General features: G+C 64.6%; 21 protein-coding genes. 11 read left to right on the top strand and 10 right to left on the bottom strand.

All coding sequences use genetic code 11. The features are described from left to right. Positions 1-9: 9 nt before the first annotated feature. Together EB231_RS01300 and EB231_RS01305 are read left to right on the top strand one after the other, a co-directional pair. Positions 10-1,572, top strand: coding sequence for an ABC transporter substrate-binding protein (locus EB231_RS01300; RefSeq protein ID WP_172352774.1), 1,563 nt, complete (start codon positions 10-12; stop codon positions 1,570-1,572). A 120-nt stretch (positions 1,573-1,692) separates the two neighbouring features. Beyond that, positions 1,693-2,922, top strand: coding sequence for an aminotransferase class III-fold pyridoxal phosphate-dependent enzyme (locus EB231_RS01305; protein ID WP_172347256.1), 1,230 nt, complete (start codon positions 1,693-1,695; stop codon positions 2,920-2,922). 34 nt (positions 2,923-2,956) lie between these two features. Here EB231_RS01305 and EB231_RS01310 read toward each other — a convergent pair whose 3' ends face one another. Beyond that, on the bottom strand, positions 2,957-3,694 hold the full coding sequence (locus EB231_RS01310) for a GntR family transcriptional regulator (protein WP_172347257.1): 738 nt from the start codon (positions 3,692-3,694) through the stop codon (positions 2,957-2,959). A 116-nt stretch (positions 3,695-3,810) separates the two neighbouring features. Between EB231_RS01310 and otnK the strand changes: the two genes are divergently transcribed. Continuing rightward, the gene (otnK, locus tag EB231_RS01315) at positions 3,811-5,187 is read left to right on the top strand and encodes a 3-oxo-tetronate kinase (RefSeq protein ID WP_172347258.1); all 1,377 of its coding nucleotides are present in this window, start codon (positions 3,811-3,813) and stop codon (positions 5,185-5,187) included. Continuing rightward, entirely contained in the window at positions 5,187-5,825 is a 639-nt protein-coding gene (locus EB231_RS01320; RefSeq protein ID WP_172347259.1) for a class II aldolase/adducin family protein, read from the top strand. The genes otnK and EB231_RS01320 overlap by 1 nt, the downstream gene beginning before the upstream one ends. A 72-nt stretch (positions 5,826-5,897) precedes the next feature. Here the strand turns inward: EB231_RS01320 and EB231_RS01325 are convergent, their stop codons facing one another. Genes EB231_RS01325 through EB231_RS01350 form a run of 6 tightly spaced genes read right to left on the bottom strand, consistent with a single transcriptional unit; the run spans position 5,898 to position 12,598 of the window. Next, positions 5,898-7,334, bottom strand: a complete 1,437-nt coding sequence (locus EB231_RS01325; protein ID WP_172347260.1) for an NAD-dependent succinate-semialdehyde dehydrogenase — start codon at positions 7,332-7,334, stop codon at positions 5,898-5,900. Between the two features lie 18 nt (positions 7,335-7,352). After that, complete coding sequence (locus tag EB231_RS01330; protein WP_246740852.1) at positions 7,353-8,624, bottom strand: CaiB/BaiF CoA transferase family protein; 1,272 nt, start codon at positions 8,622-8,624, stop codon at positions 7,353-7,355. 40 nt (positions 8,625-8,664) lie between these two features. Further along, complete coding sequence (locus EB231_RS01335; RefSeq protein WP_172347261.1) at positions 8,665-9,702, bottom strand: ABC transporter ATP-binding protein; 1,038 nt, start codon at positions 9,700-9,702, stop codon at positions 8,665-8,667. Continuing rightward, complete coding sequence (locus EB231_RS01340) at positions 9,699-10,772, bottom strand: ABC transporter ATP-binding protein (protein WP_172347262.1); 1,074 nt, start codon at positions 10,770-10,772, stop codon at positions 9,699-9,701. The genes EB231_RS01335 and EB231_RS01340 overlap by 4 nt, the downstream gene beginning before the upstream one ends. A gap of 3 nt (positions 10,773-10,775) precedes the next feature. Continuing rightward, on the bottom strand, positions 10,776-11,618 hold the full coding sequence (locus tag EB231_RS01345; RefSeq protein ID WP_172347263.1) for an ABC transporter permease: 843 nt from the start codon (positions 11,616-11,618) through the stop codon (positions 10,776-10,778). Beyond that, positions 11,618-12,598: an ABC transporter permease gene (locus tag EB231_RS01350; RefSeq protein WP_445299310.1), complete on the bottom strand. Its 981-nt coding sequence runs from the start codon at positions 12,596-12,598 to the stop codon at positions 11,618-11,620. Before EB231_RS01350 ends, EB231_RS01345 begins: the two co-directional genes overlap by 1 nt. Before the next feature lie 218 nt (positions 12,599-12,816). On the opposite strand from EB231_RS01350, the gene EB231_RS01355 reads away from it, so the two are divergent. From EB231_RS01355 to EB231_RS01380, 6 genes are all read left to right on the top strand, one after another. After that, positions 12,817-13,626 (top strand): IclR family transcriptional regulator, encoded by an 810-nt coding sequence (locus EB231_RS01355; protein ID WP_172347265.1) that lies wholly within the window; start codon positions 12,817-12,819, stop codon positions 13,624-13,626. A 108-nt stretch (positions 13,627-13,734) separates the two neighbouring features. Continuing rightward, a complete protein-coding gene (locus EB231_RS01360) occupies positions 13,735-14,481 on the top strand; it encodes an SDR family NAD(P)-dependent oxidoreductase (RefSeq protein ID WP_172347266.1) in 747 nt (248 codons plus the stop codon). 236 nt (positions 14,482-14,717) lie between these two features. Further along, positions 14,718-16,067, top strand: a complete 1,350-nt coding sequence (locus EB231_RS01365; protein ID WP_172347267.1) for a glucoamylase family protein — start codon at positions 14,718-14,720, stop codon at positions 16,065-16,067. Next, positions 16,057-17,586: a mercuric reductase gene (locus tag EB231_RS01370; RefSeq protein WP_172347268.1), complete on the top strand. Its 1,530-nt coding sequence runs from the start codon at positions 16,057-16,059 to the stop codon at positions 17,584-17,586. The genes EB231_RS01365 and EB231_RS01370 overlap by 11 nt, the downstream gene beginning before the upstream one ends. 364 nt (positions 17,587-17,950) lie before the next feature. After that, the gene (locus EB231_RS01375) at positions 17,951-18,979 is read left to right on the top strand and encodes a glycosyltransferase family 4 protein (RefSeq protein WP_246740854.1); all 1,029 of its coding nucleotides are present in this window, start codon (positions 17,951-17,953) and stop codon (positions 18,977-18,979) included. Beyond that, on the top strand, positions 18,976-20,550 hold the full coding sequence (locus EB231_RS01380; protein ID WP_172347270.1) for a glycosyltransferase: 1,575 nt from the start codon (positions 18,976-18,978) through the stop codon (positions 20,548-20,550). The genes EB231_RS01375 and EB231_RS01380 overlap by 4 nt, the downstream gene beginning before the upstream one ends. Here EB231_RS01380 and EB231_RS01385 read toward each other — a convergent pair. The 3 genes from EB231_RS01385 to EB231_RS01395 all read right to left on the bottom strand — a co-directional run bounded on the left by EB231_RS01385 (position 20,533) and on the right by EB231_RS01395 (position 23,697). Further along, the gene (locus EB231_RS01385) at positions 20,533-21,531 is read right to left on the bottom strand and encodes a hypothetical protein (protein ID WP_172347271.1); all 999 of its coding nucleotides are present in this window, start codon (positions 21,529-21,531) and stop codon (positions 20,533-20,535) included. The two genes, EB231_RS01380 and EB231_RS01385, sit on opposite strands and share 18 nt — an antisense overlap. 95 nt (positions 21,532-21,626) lie before the next feature. Beyond that, on the bottom strand, positions 21,627-22,202 hold the full coding sequence (locus EB231_RS01390; protein ID WP_172347272.1) for a DUF1349 domain-containing protein: 576 nt from the start codon (positions 22,200-22,202) through the stop codon (positions 21,627-21,629). 55 nt (positions 22,203-22,257) lie between these two features. Beyond that, entirely contained in the window at positions 22,258-23,697 is a 1,440-nt protein-coding gene (locus EB231_RS01395; RefSeq protein ID WP_172347273.1) for an aldehyde dehydrogenase family protein, read from the bottom strand. A gap of 275 nt (positions 23,698-23,972) precedes the next feature. Between EB231_RS01395 and EB231_RS01400 the strand changes: the two genes are divergently transcribed. Continuing rightward, entirely contained in the window at positions 23,973-24,632 is a 660-nt protein-coding gene (locus EB231_RS01400; protein ID WP_172347274.1) for a TetR/AcrR family transcriptional regulator, read from the top strand. Positions 24,633-24,721: the final 89 nt, after the last annotated feature.

The raw sequence follows: 24,721 nt of genomic DNA on the forward strand, positions 1-24,721 counted from the left end.
AGGGCGACGATGCTGGCGGCCGTGCTTATGGCCACCAGCGCCTTCTGGGCGCCGTCGACCTTCGCTCAGGACGAGAAGCCGCTGGTCATCGCGCGCAACATCGACCTCAACTCGCTCGATCCGCACCGCGCCTTCTGCGACACCTGCCAGATCTACAATTCCAGCGTCTATGAATCCCTGCTGACGCTGGACAAGGACAACAAGCTGGTCCCACTCTTGGCTTCCAAGTGGGAAGGCAATGCCGACCAGACCAGCTTCACCTTCACGCTCGACCCGGCCGCCAAATTCTCGGACGGTTCGCCGGTCGAAGCCAAGGACGTGAAATGGTCGTGGGAGCGGCTGAAGAACCTCAAGGGCAGCGCTTCGTTCCTGATGGACAATGTCGCCTCGATCGAGACACCGGACGCACATACGGTCGTCGTCAAGATGGTCGCGCCGAGCTCGGAATTCCTCAATATCGCGGCGGCGCCCTATACGGCTGTCGTCAACAGCAAGGTTGCTACCGAGGCCGGCGCCAAGGCCGGTGCGGACGCCTCGACCACGGACAATGCCGAGGCCTGGTTCCTGGCGCATTCGGCCGGCAGCGCGCCGTTCGTGCTGAAATCCTATGAGCCGAACTCGGAAGTGCGCCTGGTGCGCAACGACAAGTACTGGCGCAAGGCGCCGGCGCTGAGCGAAGTCGTCATCCGCCAGACCAAGGACGCGGTGGCGCAGGCGCAGATGCTGCAGAGCGGCACCGCCGACATCGCCATGCAGATCGACCCGGATACCGCCAAGACGATGACGGGCAGCGACGTCAAGATCGAGACCGTGCCGTCCTACAACTTCATCTATGTCGCGCTGTCGCCCGGCGCCAAGGCCAACAAGGTGCCGTTGACGCCCGAGGTGCGCGAGGCGATCTCGCTTGCGCTTGACCGCCCGAGCATCCTCGACTTCACCATCGGCTCCGAAGGTCAGCTGATCAGTGCACCGATCCCGCTCGGCTTCCCCGGCGGTTCGGGCTTCGAGGCACAGCCCTATGATCTGGACAAGGCAAAGGAACTGCTGGCCAAGGCCGGCCATGCCGACGGCTTCGAGATGGAAGCGGCGTTCCCGGGCATGAACGTCTATGGCGTCGACCTGTCGCTCCTGATGCAAAAGATCCAGCAGGACCTGGCCAAGGTCAACATCAAGCTCGATCTGCAGCCGATCCCCTTCGCCAACTGGCGCGAACGCATCAATGGCGACGGCATCCCGATGACCGCGGTGTTCTACGCGCCGGACTATTACGGCACCTCGCAGTACATCGAGTATTTCGCCATGACCAAGGGTAGCCCGTGGGCGCGGCGCGCCGGCGCGGAACGCGAGCCTTCGGTGCTCAACCCGAAGGAGTCCGAGCTCTACAAGGCGGCGCTCGCCGCGAGCGGCGACGAGGCCGCCAAGCTCTGGCATCAAGCCGGCGAGGAGATGATCAAGGACAGGGTCATCCTGCCGCTGGTCAGCCCGAACCTGATCCTGGCCTACAAGTCCGACGTCAAGGGCGTGCGCTACAGCGCCTGCTGCAACCTGCCGCTGGCCGAACTCAGCCACTGAACGAAAAGATGACGGGGAGGCGCAAGGCCGCCTCCCCGTTTCTCCCTCTGGAAGATCGGAAATCCTGTTCTTCCAGCACATAGAATTAATATATGATATATCAATGAGCGGAGACAAACCATGCCTTCCCTGATCAACTCCAAGGACCAGATGCTGCGCGAGCGCGCGGCGTCGGTCATTCCGGGCGGCATGTGGGGGCACATGTCCACGCGCTATCTCGGCTCCGCCTATCCGCAATTCTTCGAGCGCGCCGACGGCTGCAGGGTCTGGGATGTCGACGGGCGCCAATACATCGACCTGATGTGCAGCTGGGGTCCCAACATCCTCGGCCATCACCATCGCGCGGTCAAGGAAGCGGCGGCGCGGCAGCGCAGCCTGGGTGACGCCATGAACGGCCCGGGCGAAGTGCTGGTCGAACTCGCCGAACTGCTGGTCAAGACTGTGGCGCATGCCGACTGGGCGATGCTGCAGAAGAACGGCACCGACGCCACCACGGCCTGCGTGACCATAGCGCGAGCGGGCACCGGCCGGCGCAAGGTACTGGTGGCGCGCGGCTCCTATCACGGCGCGGTGCCATGGTGCACGCCCTCGCTCGCCGGCGTCACCGCCGAGGATCGCGCCCATCTGATCCATTTCGACTACAATGACGTTGCCAGCCTGGAAGCCGCCGTCGAGCAGGCCGGCAATGATCTAGCCGCCGTCGTCGTCACCGCCTTCCGGCACGACATCGCCCGCGACCAGGAACTGCCGACCGCCGCCTTTGCCAAGCGCGCACGCGAACTCACCTCTGCCGCCGACGCGGCGCTGATCGTCGATGATGTCAGGGCCGGGTTCCGCATCGATCTCGCCGGCAGCTGGGAGCCCCTCGGCGTGCGGCCGGACCTTTCCGCCTTCTCGAAGGCTATCGCCAATGGCTATCCGCTGGCCGCCATCACCGGCACGGACCGGTTCCGCGAGGCCGCGACGAAAGTCTATGTGACGGGCTCGTTCTGGTATGGCGCGGTCGCCATGGCCGCCGCGATCGCCACCATCAAGACGCTACGCGACACCAATGCGATCGCCAGCATGAATGCCGCCGGCGAGAGGTTGCGCTCCGGCCTCGACGCGGCCGCCAGGAAGCATGGCCTTTCGCTTCGCCAGACCGGGCCAGTGTCGATGCCGATGGTGCTGTTCGACGGCGATGCCGAATTCAGGAAGGCCGATGCCTTCTGTTCGGCCGCCTTGCGCGAAGGCGCCTATTTCCATCCCCGGCACAACATGTTCCTGAGCGCCGCGCACACCGCCGGGGACGTCGACCTTGCGCTTCAGGCCGCCGATGCCGGCATGGCCGCGGCTGCGCAGGTGGCGTGAGCCGGCGCCGATGCGTTTGGGGAGAAAGGATCGCTCAGCCGGCCGCCGAGACCAGGCGGCCGTTCTGCGCGGCGCGGCGCAGTTCCTCCGGCGTGACCGAACCGTCGTTCAGCCTTTCCAGAACCTTGACCAGCAGCCGGCCGCCTTCGATCATGTCTTGCTGGATGCCCTTGCGCACACCGTTCTCGTCGCGCGCGCGCAGCGCGTCGAGTATGTCGAGATGACGATGGCGGCCGTCATAGGTCGGCCTGGCGTTCGGGTACTGGTAATTGACCAGCGGGCCGTTGCGCAGCCAGATGCCCTCGATGATGGCGAGCAGCTCCGGCATGCCCGCCGCCTGGTAGATCGAGTGGTGGAATTCCCAGTTGTCGCGGACGGCCTCGAACCAGCGGCCATTGTCCTCGTCGTCGATCAGCCTCTCATGCACCGCCGTCAGACGGTCGATCTCGCGCGGTTCGATGCGCATCGTCGCCGCGGCACCGGCCATGCCTTCAAGATGCAGGCGAATGCTGCGCAGTTCCAGATATTGGGCGAGCGACAGCTGGGCGACGGTGATCGACCGGCCCGCCTCCATCTCCAGGCCCTTTTCACGGACCAGTTGCATCAACGCCTCGCGCACCGGCGTTTCGGAAACCTGAAGACTGGCGGCGAGGTCGCGGATCTTGAAGCGATGGCCGGGCCAGAAACGGCCTTCCATCATGGCGCGGCGCAGCTCTTCGTAGACGCGTGTCGTCAGATTGTCGCGCGCGATCGGCGCGATGGAAGCAGTCACATCCAGTCTCCGTCCTTGCAGGGGCGCAGGCGTCGCCTGAGTCGAGCGGGCCGTGTATATGATATCACAAGTCGCCTGACCATCGACGTCGGACACGCAAAAATGAGACGAAGCGCATGACCGCGTTGATGCCTTCCCTGTTGTTCGGCGCCATTGCCGACGATCTGACCGGCGGCACCGAACTGGCGTCGATGCTGGTGGCCAGGGGCATTCCGACCGGCTGTACGGTCGGGCTCGAAGCGGCGATCCCGTCGGGGAATCTTGCCCATGTGATCCTGCTGAAAACGCGCGTCATCGCCGCCGGCGACGCGGTGAGCCAGGTGCTCGAGGCCGCCGACCGGCTGGCCGAAGCGGGCGCGCGGCAGATCTTCTTCAAATATTGCGCCACCTTCGATTCCACGCCCGCCGGCAATATCGGCCCCTGCGCGGAAGCGCTGCTCGAACGGCTGGGCGGCGGCGCGACGCTGTTCACGCCGGCGTTGTGTGAAACCGGCCGCACGGTCTACCAGGGGCATATGTTCGGCGGTGCGCAATTGCTGGCCGAATCGCCCAAGCGCTTCGATCCGCTGACGCCGATGACCGATTCCAACCTGGTCCGTGTGCTGCAGGCGCAAAGCAAGGGCAAGGCAGGGCTGGTGCCCTGGCTCACCATCGATGCCGGCCCGGAAGCCATCCGCGACGCCGTGCGGGAGAAACGCGCGCGCGGCGAGACGCTGCTGGTCACCGACACGCTCCGCGAGCGCGACCTGGCGGCGATCGCGCAAGCCGCCTTCGACCTGCCGCTGATGACCGGCAATTCCTCGGTCGTGGCGCATCTGCCACCGGCCTGGATGGCACACGGGCTGCTGAACCGAGACGATCTCGTTGCGGCCAGCCTGCCGGCAGTCGATGGCCCGGCAGCGGTACTGGCCGGCAGTGTCGCCGATCGCACCATCGAACAGCTCGAACGCTTCGCGCAAAACAATCCGGTGTTGACGATCGATCTCGCCGAGGCCTTTGGCGGCAAGGACGTTGTCGCGGAAGCGCACGCCTTTGCGGGGCGGTATCTGCCCGGCGCGATGATCGCGATTGCCACAACCGCACCGCAAGCGACGGTCGAGACGTTGCAGCAGGCACATGGCCGTGACGTGGTGGCGGCGCGGGCGGAAGAGATACTGGCCGGGATTGCGCAAATCCTGGTTCGCGATTTCGGCGTGCGGCGCCTGGTCGTTGCCGGCGGCGAGACAGCCGGCTCGGTGGTCAAGGCGCTCGGCATCAGCCGGATCGCCATGGGTGCCTATGAGGGCCCCGGCCTGTCGCGCGCCATCGCCCACCTGCCCGGCATGCCCGACGATCCGCTGGCGCTGATGCTGAAATCCGGAAAGCTTGGCGGCCCCGACATTTTCGCCGATGTGTTGCAGGACATGACGCGGGCCACCACCATCGCGCCCGCGATCGACACATGGCCACCGGCAAAGCCAACCATCGAGCCAAGGACTGGAAAGACTTCGTGATGAATACCGAAACCGCACGCGCCAAACTGATCGCCGCGACCGAGACGCTGGACGCCAGCGGGATGAATGTCGGCACCACGGGCAATATCAGCGTGCGCACGGCAGGCGGCATGCTGATCACGCCGACGGGAATTGCCACGAGCGCGCTGCGGCCGGAGCAGATGGTGGCGATGCGGCTCGATGGATCCTGGGATGGCGCCTTCAAGCCGTCGAGCGAATGGGAGATGCATGCCGAGATCTACAAGGCTTTCCCGGAGGCCGGCGCCGTGGTGCACGCCCATCCCGACCATTGCGTGGCGCTGTCCTGCCTGCGCGAAGGACTGCCGCTGTTCCACTACATGGTGGCGGGTTTCGGCGGCGACGATGTGCGCTGTTCGGACTATGCGCTGTTTGCGTCAAGCGAACTGGCCAAGGTGGCTGTTGTTGCACTCAAGGACCGCAATGCCTGCCTGCTCGCCAATCACGGCATGATCGCCTTCGCCGGCGATCTCGACACGGCGCTGATCCGCACCATCAAGCTCGAAACCCTGGCGCGGCAATATCTTCTGGCGCGAAGCGCCGGCGCGCCCGTGCTGATCGAGGGCGGCGAGCTTGCTGCCATTCGTGGGCGCTACAAGACCTACGGCCAGCAGAAGTAATCGGTCTGGTCAGTCTCTTCGGCTCAACGCAATTCCGGACGGAAAACCGTTTCACACTTTTCCTGGAATTGCTCAGTCGACCTGCAGGTGCGAGACGAATTTGCTGTTGAGATAGCTCTCCAGCGCGTCGGCACCGCCTTCGGTGCCGTTGCCGGAATCGTTGATGCCGCCGAACGGCACCTCAGGCAGCGCCAGGCCATAATGGTTGATCGACACCATGCCGCTGGCAATGCCCGACGACATCTTCGCGGCACTCGCCGCCGAGCGGGTGAAGCCATAGGCGGCGAGCCCATAATTCAGCCGGTTGGCTTCGGCCAGAGCCTCGTCCAGCCCGCTCACCGGCGTCATCAGCGCCAGCGGGCCGAACGGTTCCTCGTTCATGGCGCGGGCGTCGGTGCCGACGCCAGACAGGATGGTCGGCTCGAAGAAATAGCCGGAATTGCCGATGCGCTTGCCGCCCGTGACGAGCTCGGCGCCTTTCTGCACGGCGTCGTGGACCAGCTCTTCCATCGCCTGGACGCGGCGAGGATTGGCGAGCGGGCCCATGGTCGTGCCTTCGGCGAAGCCGTCGCCGACCTTGATCCGGCTTGTCGCCTCGGCGAAGCGGCCGACGAAATCATCATAGACGGCGTGATCGACGAGGAAGCGTGTCGGCGCGACGCAGATCTGGCCGGCATTGCGGAATTTCGACGCCACCATCGCGCGGGCGGCGCGGTCGAGATCAGCGTCGGGCAAGACGATGACCGGCGCGTGGCCGCCCAATTCCATCGTCGCGCGTTTCATATGCAGGCCGGCGAGCGACGCCAGTTGCTTGCCGACAGGCGTCGAACCGGTGAAGGAGATCTTGCGGATCACCGGATGAGGGATGAGATAGGCGGAGATTTCCGACGGCGTGCCGTAGACGAGGTTCAAGACACCATCGGGCAGGCCGGCATCGACAAAGGCGCGCACCAGTTCGGCGGGCGAAGCCGGCGTTTCTTCCGGTCCCTTGATGACGATCGAGCAACCGGCGGCAAGAGCGGCGGACAGTTTGCGCACCGCCTGGTTGAGCGGGAAATTCCACGGCGTGAAAGCGGCCACCGGGCCGACCGGCTCCTTGACCACCGACTGGCTGACGCCCTCTAGGCGTGCCGGCACGATGCGGCCATAGGCGCGGCGCGCTTCCTCGGCGAACCAGTCGATGATGTCGGCGGCAGCGAACGCTTCCATGCGCGATTCGGCAAGCGGCTTGCCCTGCTCCAGCGTCATCAGCGTGGCGACGTGTTCGTTGCGCTCACGCAGGATGTTGGCGGCCTTGCGCATCAGCTTGGAGCGGTCGAAGGGCGAGACGCGCCGCCAGGCGTCGAACCCCTTCGCGGCGGCGGCGAGCGCTTCATCCAGATCGTCGATGCCTGCATGGGCGAGCGAACCAAGCTCGGCCTCCGTCGCCGGATTGATCACGGGCATTGTGCGACCGTCGCGAGCCGGGCGCCACGAGCCGTCTATGTGGAGATGGATGTCAGGATACATGGCAGGCTCCGTGAAAGGTCAGGCGGGAACAGGTTCGGCGGCGGGCGTGTAGATGCCGATGGCACCGGAGCCGGCCAGTCGGTCGATGGTCTCGGGGCTGTAGCCGAGGATATCGGTCAGCACAGTGGCTGTGTTCTGGCCGAGCATCGGCGGTGCCGTGAAGTCGGCGGTCAGTTGGGCAGCCAGCCCCTGCGCCGGGCGCACCATGGCGACGGAACCCAGATGCGGATGCGGCAAGGTGTGGACGAGGCCGCGCTCGCGGACATTGGGGCTGTCGAAAACCTCTGGTATCGACTTCACCGTGCCGGCCGGCACACTGGCCGCGGCACAGGCCGCCATCCAATGGTCGCGCGGCTTGGTCCTGAAGACCCTCGCCAATTCGGGGATCAGCGCTTCGCGATTGGTGGCACGCGCCCCCGCCTTGATGAAGCGCTGGTCCTTTGCCAGGTGTGGCAAGCCGACGACCTTCTCGCACAGTGCGGCGAATTGCTTGTCATTGCCGACCGCCAACGCAAAGCCGCCATCGGAGGCGTCGAATATCTGGTAAGGCACAACAGTCGGATGCGCGTTGCCGTAGCGGGCGACCTCGCGGCCGGTGTTGAGGTAGCCGCTGCCGACATTGATGAGCAGGCTGAGCGCACAGTCGATCAGCGACAGGTCGAGGAACTGACCCGTGCCCGTGGTGGTGCGTTCGTAAAGGGCGGCCAGGATCGACTGCGTCGCGACCATGCCGCAGACGACGTCGGTGATGGCGACGCCGACGCGCATCGGCTCGCCGTCGCTGTCGCCGGTGATGGCCATCAGGCCGCTTTCGGCCTGCATGACGAAATCATAGCCGGGCCGGCCGGCGTCGGGCCCGGTCTGGCCATAGCCGGAGATCGAGCAGTAGATCAGGCGCGGATTGGAAGCGCTGAGTTCCTGGAAGCCGACGCCAAGACGGTCCGCCGTACCGGAGCGGAAATTCTCTACGACGATGTCGGCCTTGGCCGCCAGTTCGCGTACGATCGCCAGCCCTTCAGGGCTTTTCATGTCGAGCGCGATGCTCTGTTTGCCGCGATTGGCGCAGAGATAGTAGGTCGAGACGCCCTTGTAGCTCGGCACCGACCAGGCGCGAGTGTCGTCGCCGCCATCGATGTTCTCGATCTTCCAGACCTCGGCGCCGAGATCGGCAAGGCTCATCGTTGCCCATGGACCGGCAAGCACGCGCGAGAGGTCGAGCACCTTGATGCCTTCGAGCGGCAGGCGCGGACGGCTTGCCTGGCCGGCATCCTTGAAGTGGTCTTCAGTCACGATCAAAATCCTTTGCGGCGGCGGCTGGCCTTGCGGCCCGTCAGACAGCCTTGAAGGCGTTGACGGGTTCCGGAAAATGGCAGGCGACGCGGTGCTTTTCGCCTGATGGTCCGAGCGGCGGTTCGACGGACGCGCAAATCGCCTGCGCCTTGAAGCAGCGTGTGCGGAAGCGGCATCCCGACGGCGGATTGAGCGGGCTCGGCACGTCGCCCGACAGCACGATCCGCTCGCGCTTGCGCTCCTTCTCGGGATTGGCGAGCGGCACGGCCGACAGAAGTGCCTGTGTGTAGGGATGCAATGCTCTTGAATAGAGCTCGGCCGCCGGCGCGATCTCGACGATCTTGCCGAGATACATCACGGCGACATGATGCGAGATATGGCGCACGACCGAAAGATCGTGGGCGATGAACAGATAGGAGGTGCCGAAGGATTGCTGGATGTCCTTCAGCAAATTGAGCACGCCGGCCTGCACCGAAACATCGAGCGCCGAGACAGGCTCGTCAAGGATCACAACCTGCGGGTTGAGCGCGAGCGCGCGGGCGATGACGACACGCTGGCGCTGGCCGCCGGAGAGCTCATGCGGATAGCGCCGGCCGTGCTCGGGATTGAGCCGCACCAGTTCGAGCAGTTCGGCGACGCGCGCGCGACGGTCGGCCTTCGACATGTCGCTCATGCGCAGCGGCTCGGCGATGTTGTCGGCGATGCGCATGCGCGGATGCAGTGAACCGTACGGATCCTGGAAGACGAGTTGGATGTAGCGCCGCATCAGGCGCATGTCCTCATGGTTCAGCGCCAGAAGGTTCTGGCCGCGGAACCAGCTTTCGCCGCTGGTCGGCTCGATCAGCCGCATCAGGCAGCGCCCGAGCGTCGACTTGCCGCAACCGGATTCGCCGACGAGGCCCAGCGTTTCGCCGGGGGCTACGTCGAAGGAGACATCGGCGACCGCCCGCACATGGGCAATTGCGCGGTCGAAGACGAGGCCGCCGCGAACCGGGAAGTCCTTGACCAGATGGCGAACCGACAGCGCAGGCGCTGTGTGCAATGCCGCGTCGGTCTTGTGTTCGGCCACTGCGCTCATGGGGTCACGCTTCCAGTCTCCAGGCCTGCCGCCGCCGACGAGACGCCGTGGAAGGGCGGCAAGGTCGTCGCGAAATGGCAGGCCGAGAAGCGGCCGCCAATATCGTGCAGCGGCGGATCCTCGATCCGGCAGCGCGCCTCGGCATGGATGCATCGCGGATGGAAGGCGCAGCCGCCCGGCAGACGGCCGAGCGCCGGCGGTGAGCCATCGATCGAAAACAGCCGCTCGCGGCTTTCCTCCAGATTGGGGATCGAGGCGATGAGGCCGCGCGTGTAGGGGTGGCGCGGATCGGCGAACAGGTCCGACACATCAGCCTGCTCGACGACACGGCCGGAATAGACCACCGCGACCCGGTCGGCATGGCCGGCGACGACGCCAAGATCATGAGTGATCAGCACCAGGCCAAGGCCGAGCCGCTCCTGCAGCGAACGCAGTACCGTTAGGATCTGCGCCTGAACGGTCACGTCGAGCGCCGTGGTCGGCTCGTCGGCGATCAACAGATCAGGATCGTTGGCCACGGCCATGGCGATGACCGCGCGCTGGCGCATGCCGCCGGAGAATTCATGCGGATACTGGTTGACCCGGCGCTCCGGCTGCGGGATCGCTACAAGATTAAGCAATTCGACCGCGCGCGCCATGGCCTGCTTGCGGGTCAGGCGCTGATGCAGCCTGACCGCCTCGGCGATCTGGGCGCCAACCGTCATAACCGGATTGAGCGACGAAAGCGGATCCTGGAAGATCATGGCGATGCGCGCGCCCCTGATCTTGCGCATTTCGCGCGCCGGCTTGCCGACCAGTTCTTCTCCCTTGAAACGGACAGAGCCGGTCACGACCGCGTTCTTCGAGGTCAGGCCGAGAGCGGCAAGCATGCCGACCGATTTGCCCGAGCCGGACTCGCCGACAATGCCGACCACCTCGCCCTTGGCGACGTCGAGGTCGATGCCGCGCACGGCCTCGAACTGGTTGCCCGCCTTGCGGAACCCGACGCGCAGGCCGCGAATGGACAGCAGCGGCTCGCGCTCACCCTTGCCGGCCGCGCCGGAACGCGCTGAAGATAGCTGTGCGCTCATCGTCTAGTCCGACCTTGGATCGAGAATGTCGCGCAGGCCGTCGCCGATGAAGTTGAAGCCGAGCACGATGGTGAGGATGGCGGCCCCGGGGCCGAAGGCGATCCACCACTGGTAGAAATGGACGGCGCCGTCGGAGATCATCGAGCCCCATTCGGGCGTCGGTGGAGTGGCGCCGAGGCCGATGAAGCTGAGCGATGCGGCAAGCAGCACGACCTGGCCGAGGTCCATGGTCGCGCTGATCAGCACCGGCGTCCAGCAGAGCGGCAATATGTGCTTGAACAGGACGCGGCTTGGCCTGGCACCTGCGGCGATCGCCGCCTCGACATGCTCGCGCTCCTTCACTTCCAGCACCTGCGCACGCATCAGGCGGGCGTAGACCGGCCACCAGACCAGCACCATGGCGATGGCCGCATTGCCGAGGCCCGGTCCGAGCGAGGCCGCGACGGCCATGGCGAGCAGCATCGGCGGGAAGGACAGAGTGACGTCGACCAGCCGCATGATCGCCGCGCCCGTCAGGCCGCCGACGAAGCCGGAAATGGCGCCCAGCAGCGAGCCGATGACCACGGCGGAGACGACGACCAGAACCGCGATCGGCAGCGAATGCGCCGCCCCGTGCAAGGTGCGGGCCAGCACGTCGCGGCCAAGCGCATCGGTGCCCAGCCAGTGCGCCCAGCTCGGCGGCTGCAGGCGGCGCGCGACCATTTCGAGTGGATCGAACCGCACCACCAGATTGGCGAACACGGTCATGAACAGCCAGAACAGGATGACGACCGTGCCGATGACCAGCGGCGCGGTCAGCCATTCGGGAATGCCGGCGGAGCGTGATTTGGTGACGACGGCCGACATCAGCTCAACCTCACCCGCGGATTGGCCACGACATAGAGGATGTCGGTGATGAGGTTGGTGACCAGGAAGGCGAGGCCGCCGACAATGGTGACGCCGATGATCGCCGGAAAATCCAGCGCACGCGCCGCCTCCACGGCATAGGAGCCCATGCCGGGCCAGGAAAAGATGGTCTCGGTCAGCACCGCGCCGGTGATCAGATAGGCGAAGGAATAGCCGATGACGGTCAAGGTCGGCACCATGGTGTTGCGCAGCGCATGCACGATGACGACACGGAATTCGCTCGCGCCCTTGGCGCGTGCGGTGAGCACAAATTCGCGACTCATCACATCGAGCATGTTGGCGCGCACCAGCCGCGAGATGGTCCCAGACACCGTCCAGCCCAGCACGAAAGCGGGCAACAGCAGATGCCACACAGCGTCCTTGAAGACGGTGAGGTCTCCGGCCAGCAGCGAATCGATGGTCAGGAATCCGGTGATGCCAGGCGGCAGCGGCAGCCGAGCATCGAGCCGGCCAGGCCCCGGCAGCCAGTTGAGCATGACCGAGAAGATGAACAGCAGGCCAAGGCCCGACCAGAACACCGGCAGCGACGAGCCGAACAGAGCGAACAGCCGCGCGCCATGGTCGATCAGGCTGTTACGGAAATAGGCGGCCAGCACGCCAAGCACGATGCCGAGCGTGGTGCCGAAGATCATGGCGGCGAAGACCAGTTCCAGTGTTGCCGGCAGGCGGTAGAGAATATCAGTGCCGACATTGCGCTTGGTGATGAAGGATGTGCCGAGGTCGCCGCTCATCAAATTGCCGAGATATATCATATAGCGCTCAGGCAGAGGACGATCCAAACCCCAGCGCGCCTTGGCGGCGGCGACCACTTCGGGATTGCTCATCTGCTGTTCGGCGACGATTGCGGTCAGCGGATCGCCCTTCGTCACCGTGGTGATCAGAAAAGCGATGGTGACGATGCCAAGCACCAGGAACGGCATCGCGATAAGCCGGCGCAAAATATAGCGGGACACGTGGCTACCTTCACAAGGACGGGCTTCGTAAGATGGCACAAGGCGCTGGAAGATGCCATCGAGGGGGCATATTGACAGGCTGCAAAAGCCGCTGTCAATATAAATGGAATTTAATTTCATTTTTGACTACACTAGCCGGCGAGACCGGCCCGACAGGTGGGCACTCCGCCAGAAAGACCGCCAGCGTGCGCAAGCGAGCGACCCGGGACGAGACGGATGTTGACGGCGAAGGCGCGCAGCTTTCGACGTCGCTGGTTCGCGGGCTCGGCATCCTGCGCGCCTTCCGGCCAGGCGACGCCTCGCTTGGCAACCAGGACATCATCGCGCGCACCGGGCTGCCCAAGGCCACGGTTTCGCGCATCACCTACACGCTCAGCGCACTCGGCTACCTGCTCTATGACAAGGAGCTCGGCCGTTACAGCCTGGGACCAGCGACCGTGGCGCTCGGCTATTCGGCGCTGAGCTCCAGCGCCGTCGTCCACATCGCAAGGCCGCTGATGCAGCCGCTGGCCGACTTGACCGGTGCGGCGGTGGCGATCGGCACGCGCGACAGCCTCAACATGGTCTATCTCGCCAATTGCCGGTCGGAGAGCCTGGTCACGCTGCGGCTCAATCCGGGCTCCTATTTGCCGATCTGGAAGACCTCGATGGGGCTGGCCTATGCGGCGGGACTTCTGCCCGAGGAGCGGACCAGCCTGGTACGGGCGCTGCAAGAGGCCGAGCCCGACAAGGCAGCGATGATCGCCACGGCAATCGAGGAGGCGATCGCCCAGTACGCTCAGCTTGGCTACGTGACCTCGTTCGGCGCCTGGCACAGCTACATCCACGCGGTCGGCGTGCCGTTCCGTCCGCGAGACGGTTCGCCGCTGGTCGCCATCACTTGCGGAGGTATCGGCGAGATCATCACCGAGCAACGCGCACATGCCGAAATCGGACCGGCGCTGGTGGCGATGGTGGAAGCGCTGCGCCGAGAGCTTGAGGGAACTTCAGCCTGATCCGCATTGGCCCAGAGAATGGGGGCTCCATGCCGGCTTGAACTTGCCTGGCCGTGACATCACGGTCGCCGCGGCCGATCAAGCCAGTTGCGGACAAGGGAGAAGCAAATGAACTTCGCGGGACGCTTCAACGGTCGCACGGCTGTCATCACCGGCGGTGCCTCGGGCATCGGCCTGGCGGTCGCGCAAAGGATCGTCGCGGAAGGTGGACGCGCCAGCGTCTGGGACCGCGATCCGGCCCAGATCGAACAGGCAAGGACCATCATCCCTGGCCTGCATGGTGTTACCGTTGACGTCGCCGATGCCACCGGCGTTGAAAGCGCCGCCGCACGGACCATCGAGGCCCTTGGCGGCGTCGACATCCTGGTCACCAGCGCGGCCATCACCGGGCCGAACATGACGACCTGGGCCTATTCGGCCGAGGATTGGCAGAGGGTCATCGACATCAACATCAATGGCGTCTTCTACTGCAACAAGGCGCTGGTGCCGCACATGCTCGAGCGCAATTATGGCCGCATCGTCAACATAGCCTCGATCGCCGGCAAGGAAGGCAATCCCAATGCCTCCGCCTACAGCACTTCAAAGGCGGCGGTGATCGGCCTGACCAAGTCGCTCGGCAAGGAACTGGCCAAGACCAAGGTGACGGTGAATTGCGTGACGCCGGCGGCCGTGCGCACCGCGATCTTCAAGCAGATGAGCCAGGAGCATATCGACTTCATGCTGTCGAAGATACCGATGGCGCGCTTCGGCGAGGTCGAGGAGGTGGCGGCACTGATCTGCTGGATCGCCTCGGAGGAGTGCTCGTTCACGACGGCCGCCGTGTTTGACGTTTCCGGCGGCCGCGCCACCTATTGAGCCTGATCGAAACATCCCGGCCCTGGCCGTTGCGACTACAATTCCGCGTGACGAGGCAACGATCGGAACCGGACAGGCGTATAGTAGCTGAGGACTGGACGGGGCGGTGACACAACAGGGTTTGCGGGAAGCCATGACACGACGAGACAGCCCGGCAAGGGCGATTAGCCATTGCCGCCATACCGGCACCATGCGATCGACGGAAGCATCGACGACCAGGCTGGAGCTTGCATCGTTTGCCTGACGCAAATCCTGCCGCGTTGTCCGATGACGAGCTTCTGGACCGCTACCAGCGCGCCGCCTTCGGCTATTTCCTTGAGAATGTGAATTCCGACAACGGTCTGGTCGCCGATACGTCGCGGCCGAACTCGCCGGCCAGCATCGCCGTCGTCGGTTTCGCCCTGTCCTGTTATCCGATCGGCGTCGAGCGCGGCTGGATGTCGCGCATGGCGGCTGTGGAGCTGACGCTTGCGGCGCTGCGTTTCTTCTCGGTCAGCCCGCAAGGCGGCGGTGACGACGTCACCGGCCACAAGGGTTTCTACTACCATTTTCTCGATATGCGGACCGGGCTGCGCGTCTGGCGCTGCGAACTGTCGATGGTGGACACCGCTCTGCTGATGGCCGGTATCCTGGTGGCCGGCGCCTATTTCTCCGGCGAGAATGAACAGGAAGCCGAAATCCGGCACCTGGCCGAAACGCTCTACCGGCGCGTCGACTGGCGCTGGGCGCAAGGCAGCAGTCCGACCTTGCGGCAGGGCTGGAAGCCGAAGAGCGGCTTTCTGCATTATGGCTGGGAGGGCTATAACGAGGCGACCATCCTCTATGTGCTGTCGATGGCCTCGCCGGACAACCCAACCTCCGACGACAGCTACGAGGCCTGGACGGCGACCTACCAGTGGGAGAACATCTACGGCCATGACGTGCTCTATGGCGGACCGTTGTTCATGCACCAGTTCTCGCACGCCTGGATCGATTTCGCCGGCATCCGCGACGCCTTCATGCGCGAGAAGAACTCCGACTATTTCGAAAACAGCCGCCGCGCGACCTACCTCCACCGCGACTATGCCCGCCACAACCCCTATGGTTTCGACGGCTACGGCGAGAACCTTTGGGGCCTCTCGGCCGGAGACGGGCCCGGCGGTTTTCGCGCCAGCGTCGAGCGACGGAGGCACCGGTTTTCCGGCTATGCGGCGCGCGGCGCTCCCTTCGGGCCGGATGATGGCACGATCGCGCCCTGGTCCTATCCGGCATCGCTGCCCTTCGCGCCGGACATCTGCATGGCAGCGATGCGCCATCTCGGTGAGCACTATCCCGAGGTGATCGAGAACTTCCGGCTGCCGAGCGGATTCAATCCGACCTTGGCCAACCGGCGAAAATTCGGCCGCAACGGCTGGGTATCGGAAGGCCATTACGGGCTGGACCAGGGCATCGTGGTGATGATGATCGAGAACCACCGCTCGCGCCTGATCTGGGAGCTGATGCGGTCCAATCCGTACATTCGCCGCGGTTTGGGAAAAGCAGGCTTCACCGGCGGCTGGCTGTCGCAGCCGGCGGGGCCGTCCGCGGAGGGGCGCGATGCCGCGTGAACGGACAAAGGCCGCCAGCTTCCCAGTCGACCGCAACGACGTCGAACTGATCCGGGGCGCGCATCCGCCGCATTGGAAGAACCCTCTCCCCGGCGGTCCCTACAATCTCGTCGTCATCGGCGCCGGGCCGGCGGGGCTGACCGCGGCGCGTGATGCGGCAAGCCTCGGCGCGAAAGTCGCGCTGATCGAGCGCGGGCTGATCGGCGGTGCGTGCGTCAATGTCGGCGGCATCCCGTCAAAGTCGATCATCCGCACGGCCAGGCTCTATGCCGACATGCGTGATGCCGAGAATTTCGGGGGCGACACGCCGGAGCGTCTTCAGGTCGACTTCGAGCGGGCCATGACGCGGATGCGGCAGATCCGCCAGCGGATCAGCGGCGCCGATTCGGCCGTGGCCATCGCGGCCGAGGGCATCGATCTCTATTTCGGCGAAGCCCGCTTCGCCGGACCGGACACGGTGGTGGTCGCGGACAAGACGCTGCATTTCAAGAAGGCATTGGTCGCGACAGGCGCGCATCCGAGCGTGCCGGCGATTCCAGGGCTCGCCGAGGCCGGCTATCTCGACAATGAGAGCATGTTCAACCTCACGCAACGTCCCGAGCGGCTCCTGGTCATCGGCGGCGGGCCGCTTGGCTGCGAGACGGCGCAGACCTTCTGCCTGCTCGGCGCGAACGTGATCCTGGCGCAGAGCGATCCGATGTTCCTGCCCGGCGAGGAACGAGACGCCGCGCAGATCCTTTCGGACGCGCTGGCGCGCGAGGGGATCGAGGTGCGCCTCAACACAGAAGTGGTGGCGGTGCGGACAGAGGGCGGCAAGAAGCTCGCCGATCTGATGCGGGATGGCGACACGACGACGATTTCCGTCGACGAGATCATCACCGGCGTCGGCCGCTCGCCCAATGTCGAAGGCCTCGGCCTGGCAGACGCCGGGGTGGCGTATGACGCCAGCGGCATCAAGGTGAACGATCACCTGAGAACCACGAATCCGCACATCTACGCGGCGGGCGATGTGTGCCTTGAATACAAGTTCACCCATACCGCCGAGGCGACAGCGCGCATTGTCGTGCGCAATGCGCTGTTTCGCGGGCGCGAAAGGCTCAGCGAACTCGTCGTTCCCTGGTGCACCTATACCGATCCGGAAATCGCCCATGTCGGTCTCTATCCGATCGAGGCGCGACGGAACGGCATTCCGGTCAAGACCTATACGGTGCTGATGCATGATGTCGCCCGTGCCGTGATGGACGGCGAGGAGGAAGGATTCGTCAAGATCCATGTCAGGGAGGGGTCCGACCGTATCCTGGGAGCGACGGTCGTCGCCAGCCATGGCGGCGAGATGATCAATGCGGTGACGCTCGCCATCCGGTCGGGCATGGGACTGCATGCCCTGGCCGACGTCATCCATCCTTTCCCGACGCAGGCACAAGGCATCAAGATGGCGGGCGACGCCTACAGGCGAACCCGGTTCACCTCCTTGCGCAGGCGTCTGGCGGCGCGCTGGCTGGCATGGTCCAGGCGATAACTTCGCCGGCCCGCAGAGAGCTCGGGGCGGAAGTGGTCAGAAATATACAGTGCTTGACGAAAGCCTTGTTCAGCTAAACAAGGTGGCGCCGATGCTTGTGGTCACGGAATCGTTCTGAATGCCATCTGAATTGGGGCCTCTGCCTGGAACAACGCCACAGGCGTCCGCTTTGAACGGCCCAGGCGCGCGACCGGCTGTCGGCTCGCTCGAGCGGACGGCCCGGAGGCGTACGCTGATCGTGTCGCACGACCCGGGCTTTCCGCCGGCTTCAGGTTCGGATCTGAGAAACTATCGCAACGCTGAAGCGGCCGCCAGGTTCGGCCCGGTCTGCCTGGTTTCGGTGCGACCAAAGACAGAAGGGACCGTGCCTGATCCATTGATCCGCGTAGAGGCTCTGTCGGTCGAGGGAGAGCCCCGCACAGCGTCGATCGGTTGGTGGCGGTCAAGGGCGGAGAATCGCATACCGTGTTCCGCCCTGACACGGCTTGAGGCCCTGATCGGGGAATTCCGCCCGGACACCATCATTGTCGAGAGCGTCAGCCTGTTCAAGCTGCTGCGGCCTCTGCGGCCTCTAGCTAAGCAGCTCATTCTCGACATGCACAATGTCGAATCCGACCTGGCCGGACAGATCAGGCATCTCAGCACCAAGCGAACCGCGGCTGCATTCAGCGTCAGGTTCCTCGAGAGGAAGGCACTATCCCTTGTCGACAGGGTATGGGTCTGCTCGAACCTGGATCGCCAGAAGCTGATGACGCTTTCCCGGCACAAGATCCCGATCGACGTCGTTCCGAACGGAATTCCGAAAGCCGGCAGTGGTCCCGGGCGCCTGCCTGCCGAGCCGTCAACCGGCAACGGCTTTCCTGTGATCGTGTACATCGGCCATCTCGCCTATCCGCCAAACGTCGATGCCGCGCAGCGATTGGCCAGTGTCATATTGCCCCGTATCCGAAACGCCCTGCCGGATGCCAGGCTCGTCCTGGCTGGACGCACCCCAAGACCGGAGGTGCAGGCATTGGCCGGATTGCCTGGTGTGGAGGTCATCGGAGATCCCGCGGATGTCGCGCCACTCTTGTCCAGCGCGCATCTCACCATCGTCCCGCTGACGGCGGGCGGCGGCACACGCATCAAGATCCTGGAAGCAATGGCCGCGGGCGTGCCGGTGGTCGCCACGCCGATCGCGGCCGAAGGCCTGGACCTGGTCGAAAATGACGAGGTGCTGCTGTCTCACTCCGACGAAAAGCTTGCCGAGACGGCCATCGAACTCTGCCTCGACCCCGAGCGCAGGGCGCGGCAACGCCTTCGCGCGTATCAGGCGGTATGGGCAAGGTTCAGCCCGCAAGCGATAGGCAATGCCGTTCGAGACGGACTTGGACTGAACGGTGCGACCATATGATCCCGCCGATCCTGCACCAGACATGGAAGACCGACAGCGTTCCCGCACGCTTCCAGGCGTATGCCGAGAGCTGGAAGCGGCACAATCCACACTGGACGGTGATGTTCTGGAGCGACCGCATGCTGCTCGAATTCGTGGCCGGGCACTATCCTGATTTCCTGCCAATGTTCTGCAGCTACACGAACGGCGTGCAGCGCTCGGATGCGGCCCGCTACATGCTGCTGCATCATTTTGGCGGGGTCTATGCCGACATCGACTGCGAATGCGTCGCGGCCTTCGATCCGATCATGGACGAGAGCCGTGTCGTGCTGTGCAAGGAGCCGGCCTCGCATGCGGCCGTCCAGGCGGATTTCCGGGACCTGCCCTACCTCCTGTTCAACGGGACGATGGCGAGCCCGCCCCGTCATCCATTCTGGATGCATCTGCTGTCGATGATGCCCGGGCTCGCCGGCGCCAAGGACGTGCTCGACGCGACCGGTCCTTGCCTTTTGACCTCCGCCCAGCGCGGCTACAGCGATCAGGCGGCCTTCGCCATCCATCCCTCCGGTCTGTTCGCGCCGGTGACGTCTGTCGGGAGCACGGAGCTCGAGGCCGGCGACGATGCGGCGCCGCTTTCGATCCATCACTGGGCCGGCACATGGTGGACCCCGGAGCCGCCGCCGAAATGGACGACCAAGCTTCGCAACCGGGCCTATCGGCTTCGGTACCACCTGACACGCGGTGCGTATCTGGATGAGGCCGTGGCAAAAGCCAGCGTCGACAAGGCTGTCCTCTCGGCACCGCCGCCCCCGGGCGGCAATATTGCCGTTCTGGTGCCGCTTCGCGATGCCGCCGACCTTATCCAACCTTTTCTCGATGCGCTGGACGGGCTCGACTACCCCAAAGACAGGATCAAGCTGGTCTTCTGCGAAGGCGACAGCCTGGACGGGAGTTGGGAGCGGCTACAGGCCGCGACAGCGGGACTGGCCGGCAAATATCGCGACATCGTGCTTCTGCAGCGACAGGTCGGCACCAAGCTCGATAGGGCAAAGCGGGCAAAGCCTCGGATGCAACGCGTCAGGCGGGGCGCGATCGCCAAGGTGCGGAATTACCTGATCGATCACGGGCTGCAGGAAGACGACGACTGGGCGTTGTGGATCGATATCGACGTCTGGCGCTTTCCCGGCGATGCGCTGAAGCAGTTGATCGCCACGGGACATCGCATCGCGGTGCCCAACTGCGTGAAGGTCGCCAATGGCGGCAGCTTCGACCTGAACAGCTTCATCATCAGGCGGCAGACCAAGGATTATCGCTACTACCGCGAGATACGCGGCGGCCTTCACCAACCTTCGGCGCAGACGCCAAGTCGATACCATCTCAGTGATGTCAGGCATCTCGACATCATCGGCCTGGACGCGGTCGGCGGAACGATGCTGCTGGTCGATGCCTCCTTGCATCGCGGCGGCCTTCGCTTCCCCGAAATTCCCTACCGCGACCTGATCGAGACCGAAGCTTTTGGCGTGCTCGCCAACGATCTCGGCATCAGGCCGGTCGGCCTGCCGAAGCTGGAGATCCTACACGTCCCCTGGTGAAGCGGCGGCCTGCCGAAGCGCCAGCCTGAGCGGCTCCAGACAGGTTTGCGGGCGCAAGCGCTCCCAGACATAGTTCGGGTCCGTCAGATGGGCGACCTTGTCGATCCAGCGTTGCGGCGCTTCGGGATCCCTGACCTCGTGCCAATCCTCGACAATGATGACAGGCAGGCCTTCGTAGAGAGGGTCTATCGGCGATGTCTTGGTCACCACGATGCAGCCGAGATAAAGCAGTTCCCATGTCCGGTGGCAGTCCAGGCCGTTTCCCGTGGTCGAGAGCACGAGCGGGTATTGCGCATACAGCTCCCAGATCGCGCGCTGCGACACACGTTTCCCGAGGAAATCGACATGTGGGCATCCGTCCAGGGCATCAAGCACTTCTCGACGCTGGCTGGAGCCCCTGCTGATGCTGAAATCGCAGAACACCCTGGGTGGACGGCGATCCGCATCCCCCTGCCGGCGGCGCAGGGCTTGCAACTGCCGTACCATGCCGGTGGGCGTGGCAAGGGACCGTGGCGTATGGAGGTCCAGCCCGATCGGGAACGGCTTGATCCTGGGATGATCGCTGTCGCAGTTCTGGCTGTACCAGGACACCAGATAGGGGTTGGCGAGAAGCCGCTCGACGGTATCTCTTGCCAGGTCCGATGGCACCGAGGCATCGCCGTCGGTCGTCAGCAGGATGAAGGGCGCCCTGATGGTGGGCAGGGCTACCCGGGAGAACGTGTCGAGATCGCAGGTTCGCGAGACCCTGGCCAAGCTGCTCAGCCGAACCCAGACGATGCCGTGCGCGCCGCTATAGTGGTCGCGGAAAAAGGCCTCGCCCTGGGTCGATTCGGTCGGTGCGCGGCGATACCAGTCGGGCCCGGCAAAGTCGCAGAAATGCGCGATCCCTTGCGACCACAGCACGGGAGGAACGCTGAAGAATCGCAGCGCCTTGGAATACACAGCTTTTTTGCGTTTTGCCCACCAACGCTTCATGCCCATCGGCAACGCTTAGCCCAGACGCGGTAGCGGCTGCAATGTCCTGCCGTTCCATACCCATGCGAGAGCCCGCGATTCAACCCTGGATACACCAATCGTCAGGCGTGCAATTCCCTCGAAATCGGCGGTCCGACCGAAAATCCGGAGAATGTGACTTCGAAACCCTCGCGCTGTGGCGAGCAGCACATCATGCCGACATCGACCGTCTTCGAGATCGGGAAATAGGCGAGCCGCACCGGCTTCCAGTGACCGTCCGAAGCATCGAGATACTGGACGCGGATCGCCTGGCCATGGCGGGTCAGGCGGATGCTGACGCCATTGGGACCGGCATGAATGGCCACCAGCGACCAGTCCGATGTGTCGTTGGTGACCACGACGGAGAAATAGGCGAGGCCGTCGGTGTATTCGACGCCGGCTTTGATCCAGTTCGTTTCGCCCAGCCGGACCATCAGCCCGGCCTGGTCATAGAGCACCTTGTAGTCGCCCTTGACGGTGACTTCGGCGGTGAAATCGCCCTCGACCTGCCGATGCAGGAAGTGGCCGTTGTCGCGCCAGAAGCCGTAGAAGGTCTCGCGCCAGAAATCGGTCTCCTTGCCGGTGCGCACGCGCACCGCATCGCCGTCAATGGCGTGATGCGGCGGCGGGTTGAGCCAGGTCAGGTCCTGCAATGCCATTGCCTCGTGCCGATTCCGTGGTGAAGGCTCGCCGGCCCGACAGGCCGGCGCCTCATCAGCCCGCGAGTGTATAGGCGGTCTTCACCGTGGTGTAGAACTCCATGGCATAGCGGCCCTGTTCGCGCGGGCCGTAGCTCGAGCCCTTGCGGCCGCCGAAGGGGACATGGAAATCGACACCCGCCGTCGGCAGGTTGACCATCACCATGCCCGCTTCCGAATTGCGCTTGAAGTGGGTCGCGTGCTTGAGGCTCGTGGTGCAGATGCCCGAGGTCAGCCCGAAGGGCGTGTCATTGGCGACGGCAAGCGCCTCGTCATAGTCCTTGACGCGGATGACGCTGGCGACCGGGCCAAAGATCTCTTCGCGCGAACTGCGCATGGCATTGGTGGCCTCGGTCAGCAGCGCGGGGCTGAGATAGAAGCCCGGCGTCTTGCGGTCGAGCCGCTCGCCGCCGAAGGCGAGCGTGGCGCCTTCCCTGACACCGATGGCGATATAGTCCTCATCCTGCTTCAGCTGCGTGGCGTCGACGACCGGGCCGATCTGGGTCTGCGCATCGAGCGCATCGCCGATCACCAGCTTGCCCATCCGCTCCTTCAGCGCGTCGACGAAATGGTCGTGGATACCTTCGGTCACGATCAGCCTCGACGAGGCCGTGCAGCGCTGGCCGGTCGAGAAGAAGGCGCCGTTGAGCGCGCAATCGACGGCGACCGCAAGATCGGCATCGTCAAGCACGACCAGCGGGTTCTTGCCACCCATTTCGAGCTGGAACTTGCGCATGTGTTCCACGCTTGCGGCGGCGACGCGTTTTCCGGTGCCGACCGAGCCCGTGAAGGTGATGGCATTGACGTCGGGGCTGTCGAGCATGGCCTGGCCGACCACCGAACCCTTGCCCATGACGAGGTTGAGCACGCCCTTGGGCAGGCCGGCACGATGCAGGATGTCGACGATCGACCAGGCGCTCTCGGGAACGAGTTCCGCCGGCTTGAAGACGATGGTGTTGCCATGGGCCAGCGCCGGCGCGATCTTCCAGGCTGGAATGGCGATGGGGAAATTCCATGGCGTGATGATGCCGACGACGCCGACCGCTTCGCGCGTGATCTCGACACCGACGCCCGGCCGCACGCTCGGAACCATCTCTCCGGTCAGCCGCAATGTTTCGCCGGCAAAGAAATCGAAGATCTGGGCGGCGCGGATGGTTTCGCCAATGCCTTCGGCCAGCGTCTTGCCTTCCTCGCGCGCCAGGTTGCGGCCGATCTCGTCCTTGCGCGCCATGATCTCGTCCGACGCCTTCTTCAGCACCGCGTGGCGCGCCAGCGGACCGGAACGGGACCATGCCGGGAACGCCGCCTTGGCCGCGGCGATCGCTTGGCTAGCCTGTTCAACGCCCGCCGAGGCATATTCGCCGACGACGTCGCCGGTATCCGAGGGGTTGATGTTGCGGGACCCGGCGTCGCCGACCCATTCGCCATCGATGAGGTTTTTTCGAAACTGAGCCATGTCCTGGTCTTTCCTGCTGGTTGGCCGCGCGGCGGCATCTGTCCGAACTGGTATTTGCCAGACAATTGCGTTGCGGGAAAGCACGCACTGGCCGAGCCGCCGCGACAAAAACCCCGGGCCTATCCCTGGCCTTGATGGGACGGCAGGGGCCGGCACCCATGAACCTGCAATCCGGCTGACATCGGCCAGATGTCATCGCGGCTCAAACGAATTGCCCTGTACATAAGTGTCCACGTGCTTGATTTGCCTGATCCGGCATGTCATGCGTCGTGCTGATGGCAGCAATCGAAACGACGATCCAGCGCGCCGGCGCCACCGGCAACATCAAGGCCACTCGTGAAGACTGGCTGAAGCTGGCGCTTGAAACACTGATCTCGGACGGTGTCGAACGCGTCCGCGTGCTGACGCTTGGCCAGCAGCTCGACGTCTCGCGCTCCAGCTTCTACTGGTATTTCAAGAGCCGGCAGGATCTGCTCGATCAATTGCTGGGCTACTGGCGGCAGACCAACACCAGGTTCATCGTCGAACGCGCCTCGCGGCCCTCGGCGACCGTCATTCGTGGGGTAATGAGCATTTTCGAATGCTGGGTGGATGAAAAGCTGTTCGACCCCCGGCTGGACTTCGCGATCAGGGCCTGGGCCCGCCGCTCGCCCGCAATCCGGCGCGCGCTCGACGAGGCCGACGAAGAGCGTGTCAATGCCATACGCGACATGTTCAAGCGCCATGGCTACGAGGAAGAAGACGCATTCGTGCGGGCCCGCGTCCTCTATTTCATGCAGATCGGCTATTACTCGCTCGAACTCAACGAACCGATGAGCACCCGCCTCACCCACGTCGCTTCCTATCTGCGCAGCTTCACCGGCCAGGAGCCTCCGGCGGAAGATGTCGAGGACTTCGCGCGCTATGTCGAGAAGACGCTTTCCGGCAAACGGTAGGCGCGCAACCATCGGCCGCGCGGCCCTGAAGCCTTCTTGACGACACGCACCTGGCGCCCACCCCATGACAGCACGCCCCCTCTGGGCTA

The sequence above is a fragment of the Mesorhizobium sp. NZP2298 genome (assembly GCF_013170825.1).
Classification (GTDB): domain Bacteria; phylum Pseudomonadota; class Alphaproteobacteria; order Rhizobiales; family Rhizobiaceae; genus Mesorhizobium.

Coding starts and splice junctions, on each gene's coding strand:
- EB231_RS01300 (WP_172352774.1), top strand. CDS start 10: ATGCTGGCGGCCGTGCTTATGGCCACCAGCGCCTTCTGGGCGCCGTCG.
- EB231_RS01305 (WP_172347256.1), top strand. CDS start 1,693: ATGCCTTCCCTGATCAACTCCAAGGACCAGATGCTGCGCGAGCGCGCG.
- otnK (WP_172347258.1), top strand. CDS start 3,811: ATGACCGCGTTGATGCCTTCCCTGTTGTTCGGCGCCATTGCCGACGAT.
- EB231_RS01320 (WP_172347259.1), top strand. CDS start 5,187: ATGAATACCGAAACCGCACGCGCCAAACTGATCGCCGCGACCGAGACG.
- EB231_RS01325 (WP_172347260.1), bottom strand. CDS start 7,334: ATGTATCCTGACATCCATCTCCACATAGACGGCTCGTGGCGCCCGGCT.
- EB231_RS01335 (WP_172347261.1), bottom strand. CDS start 9,702: ATGAGCGCAGTGGCCGAACACAAGACCGACGCGGCATTGCACACAGCG.
- EB231_RS01340 (WP_172347262.1), bottom strand. CDS start 10,772: ATGAGCGCACAGCTATCTTCAGCGCGTTCCGGCGCGGCCGGCAAGGGT.
- EB231_RS01345 (WP_172347263.1), bottom strand. CDS start 11,618: ATGTCGGCCGTCGTCACCAAATCACGCTCCGCCGGCATTCCCGAATGG.
- EB231_RS01350 (WP_445299310.1), bottom strand. CDS start 12,598: ATGCCGTTCCTGGTGCTTGGCATCGTCACCATCGCTTTTCTGATCACC.
- EB231_RS01360 (WP_172347266.1), top strand. CDS start 13,735: ATGAACTTCGCGGGACGCTTCAACGGTCGCACGGCTGTCATCACCGGC.
- EB231_RS01370 (WP_172347268.1), top strand. CDS start 16,057: ATGCCGCGTGAACGGACAAAGGCCGCCAGCTTCCCAGTCGACCGCAAC.
- EB231_RS01380 (WP_172347270.1), top strand. CDS start 18,976: ATGATCCCGCCGATCCTGCACCAGACATGGAAGACCGACAGCGTTCCC.
- EB231_RS01385 (WP_172347271.1), bottom strand. CDS start 21,531: ATGGGCATGAAGCGTTGGTGGGCAAAACGCAAAAAAGCTGTGTATTCC.
- EB231_RS01390 (WP_172347272.1), bottom strand. CDS start 22,202: ATGGCATTGCAGGACCTGACCTGGCTCAACCCGCCGCCGCATCACGCC.
- EB231_RS01395 (WP_172347273.1), bottom strand. CDS start 23,697: ATGGCTCAGTTTCGAAAAAACCTCATCGATGGCGAATGGGTCGGCGAC.
- EB231_RS01400 (WP_172347274.1), top strand. CDS start 23,973: ATGGCAGCAATCGAAACGACGATCCAGCGCGCCGGCGCCACCGGCAAC.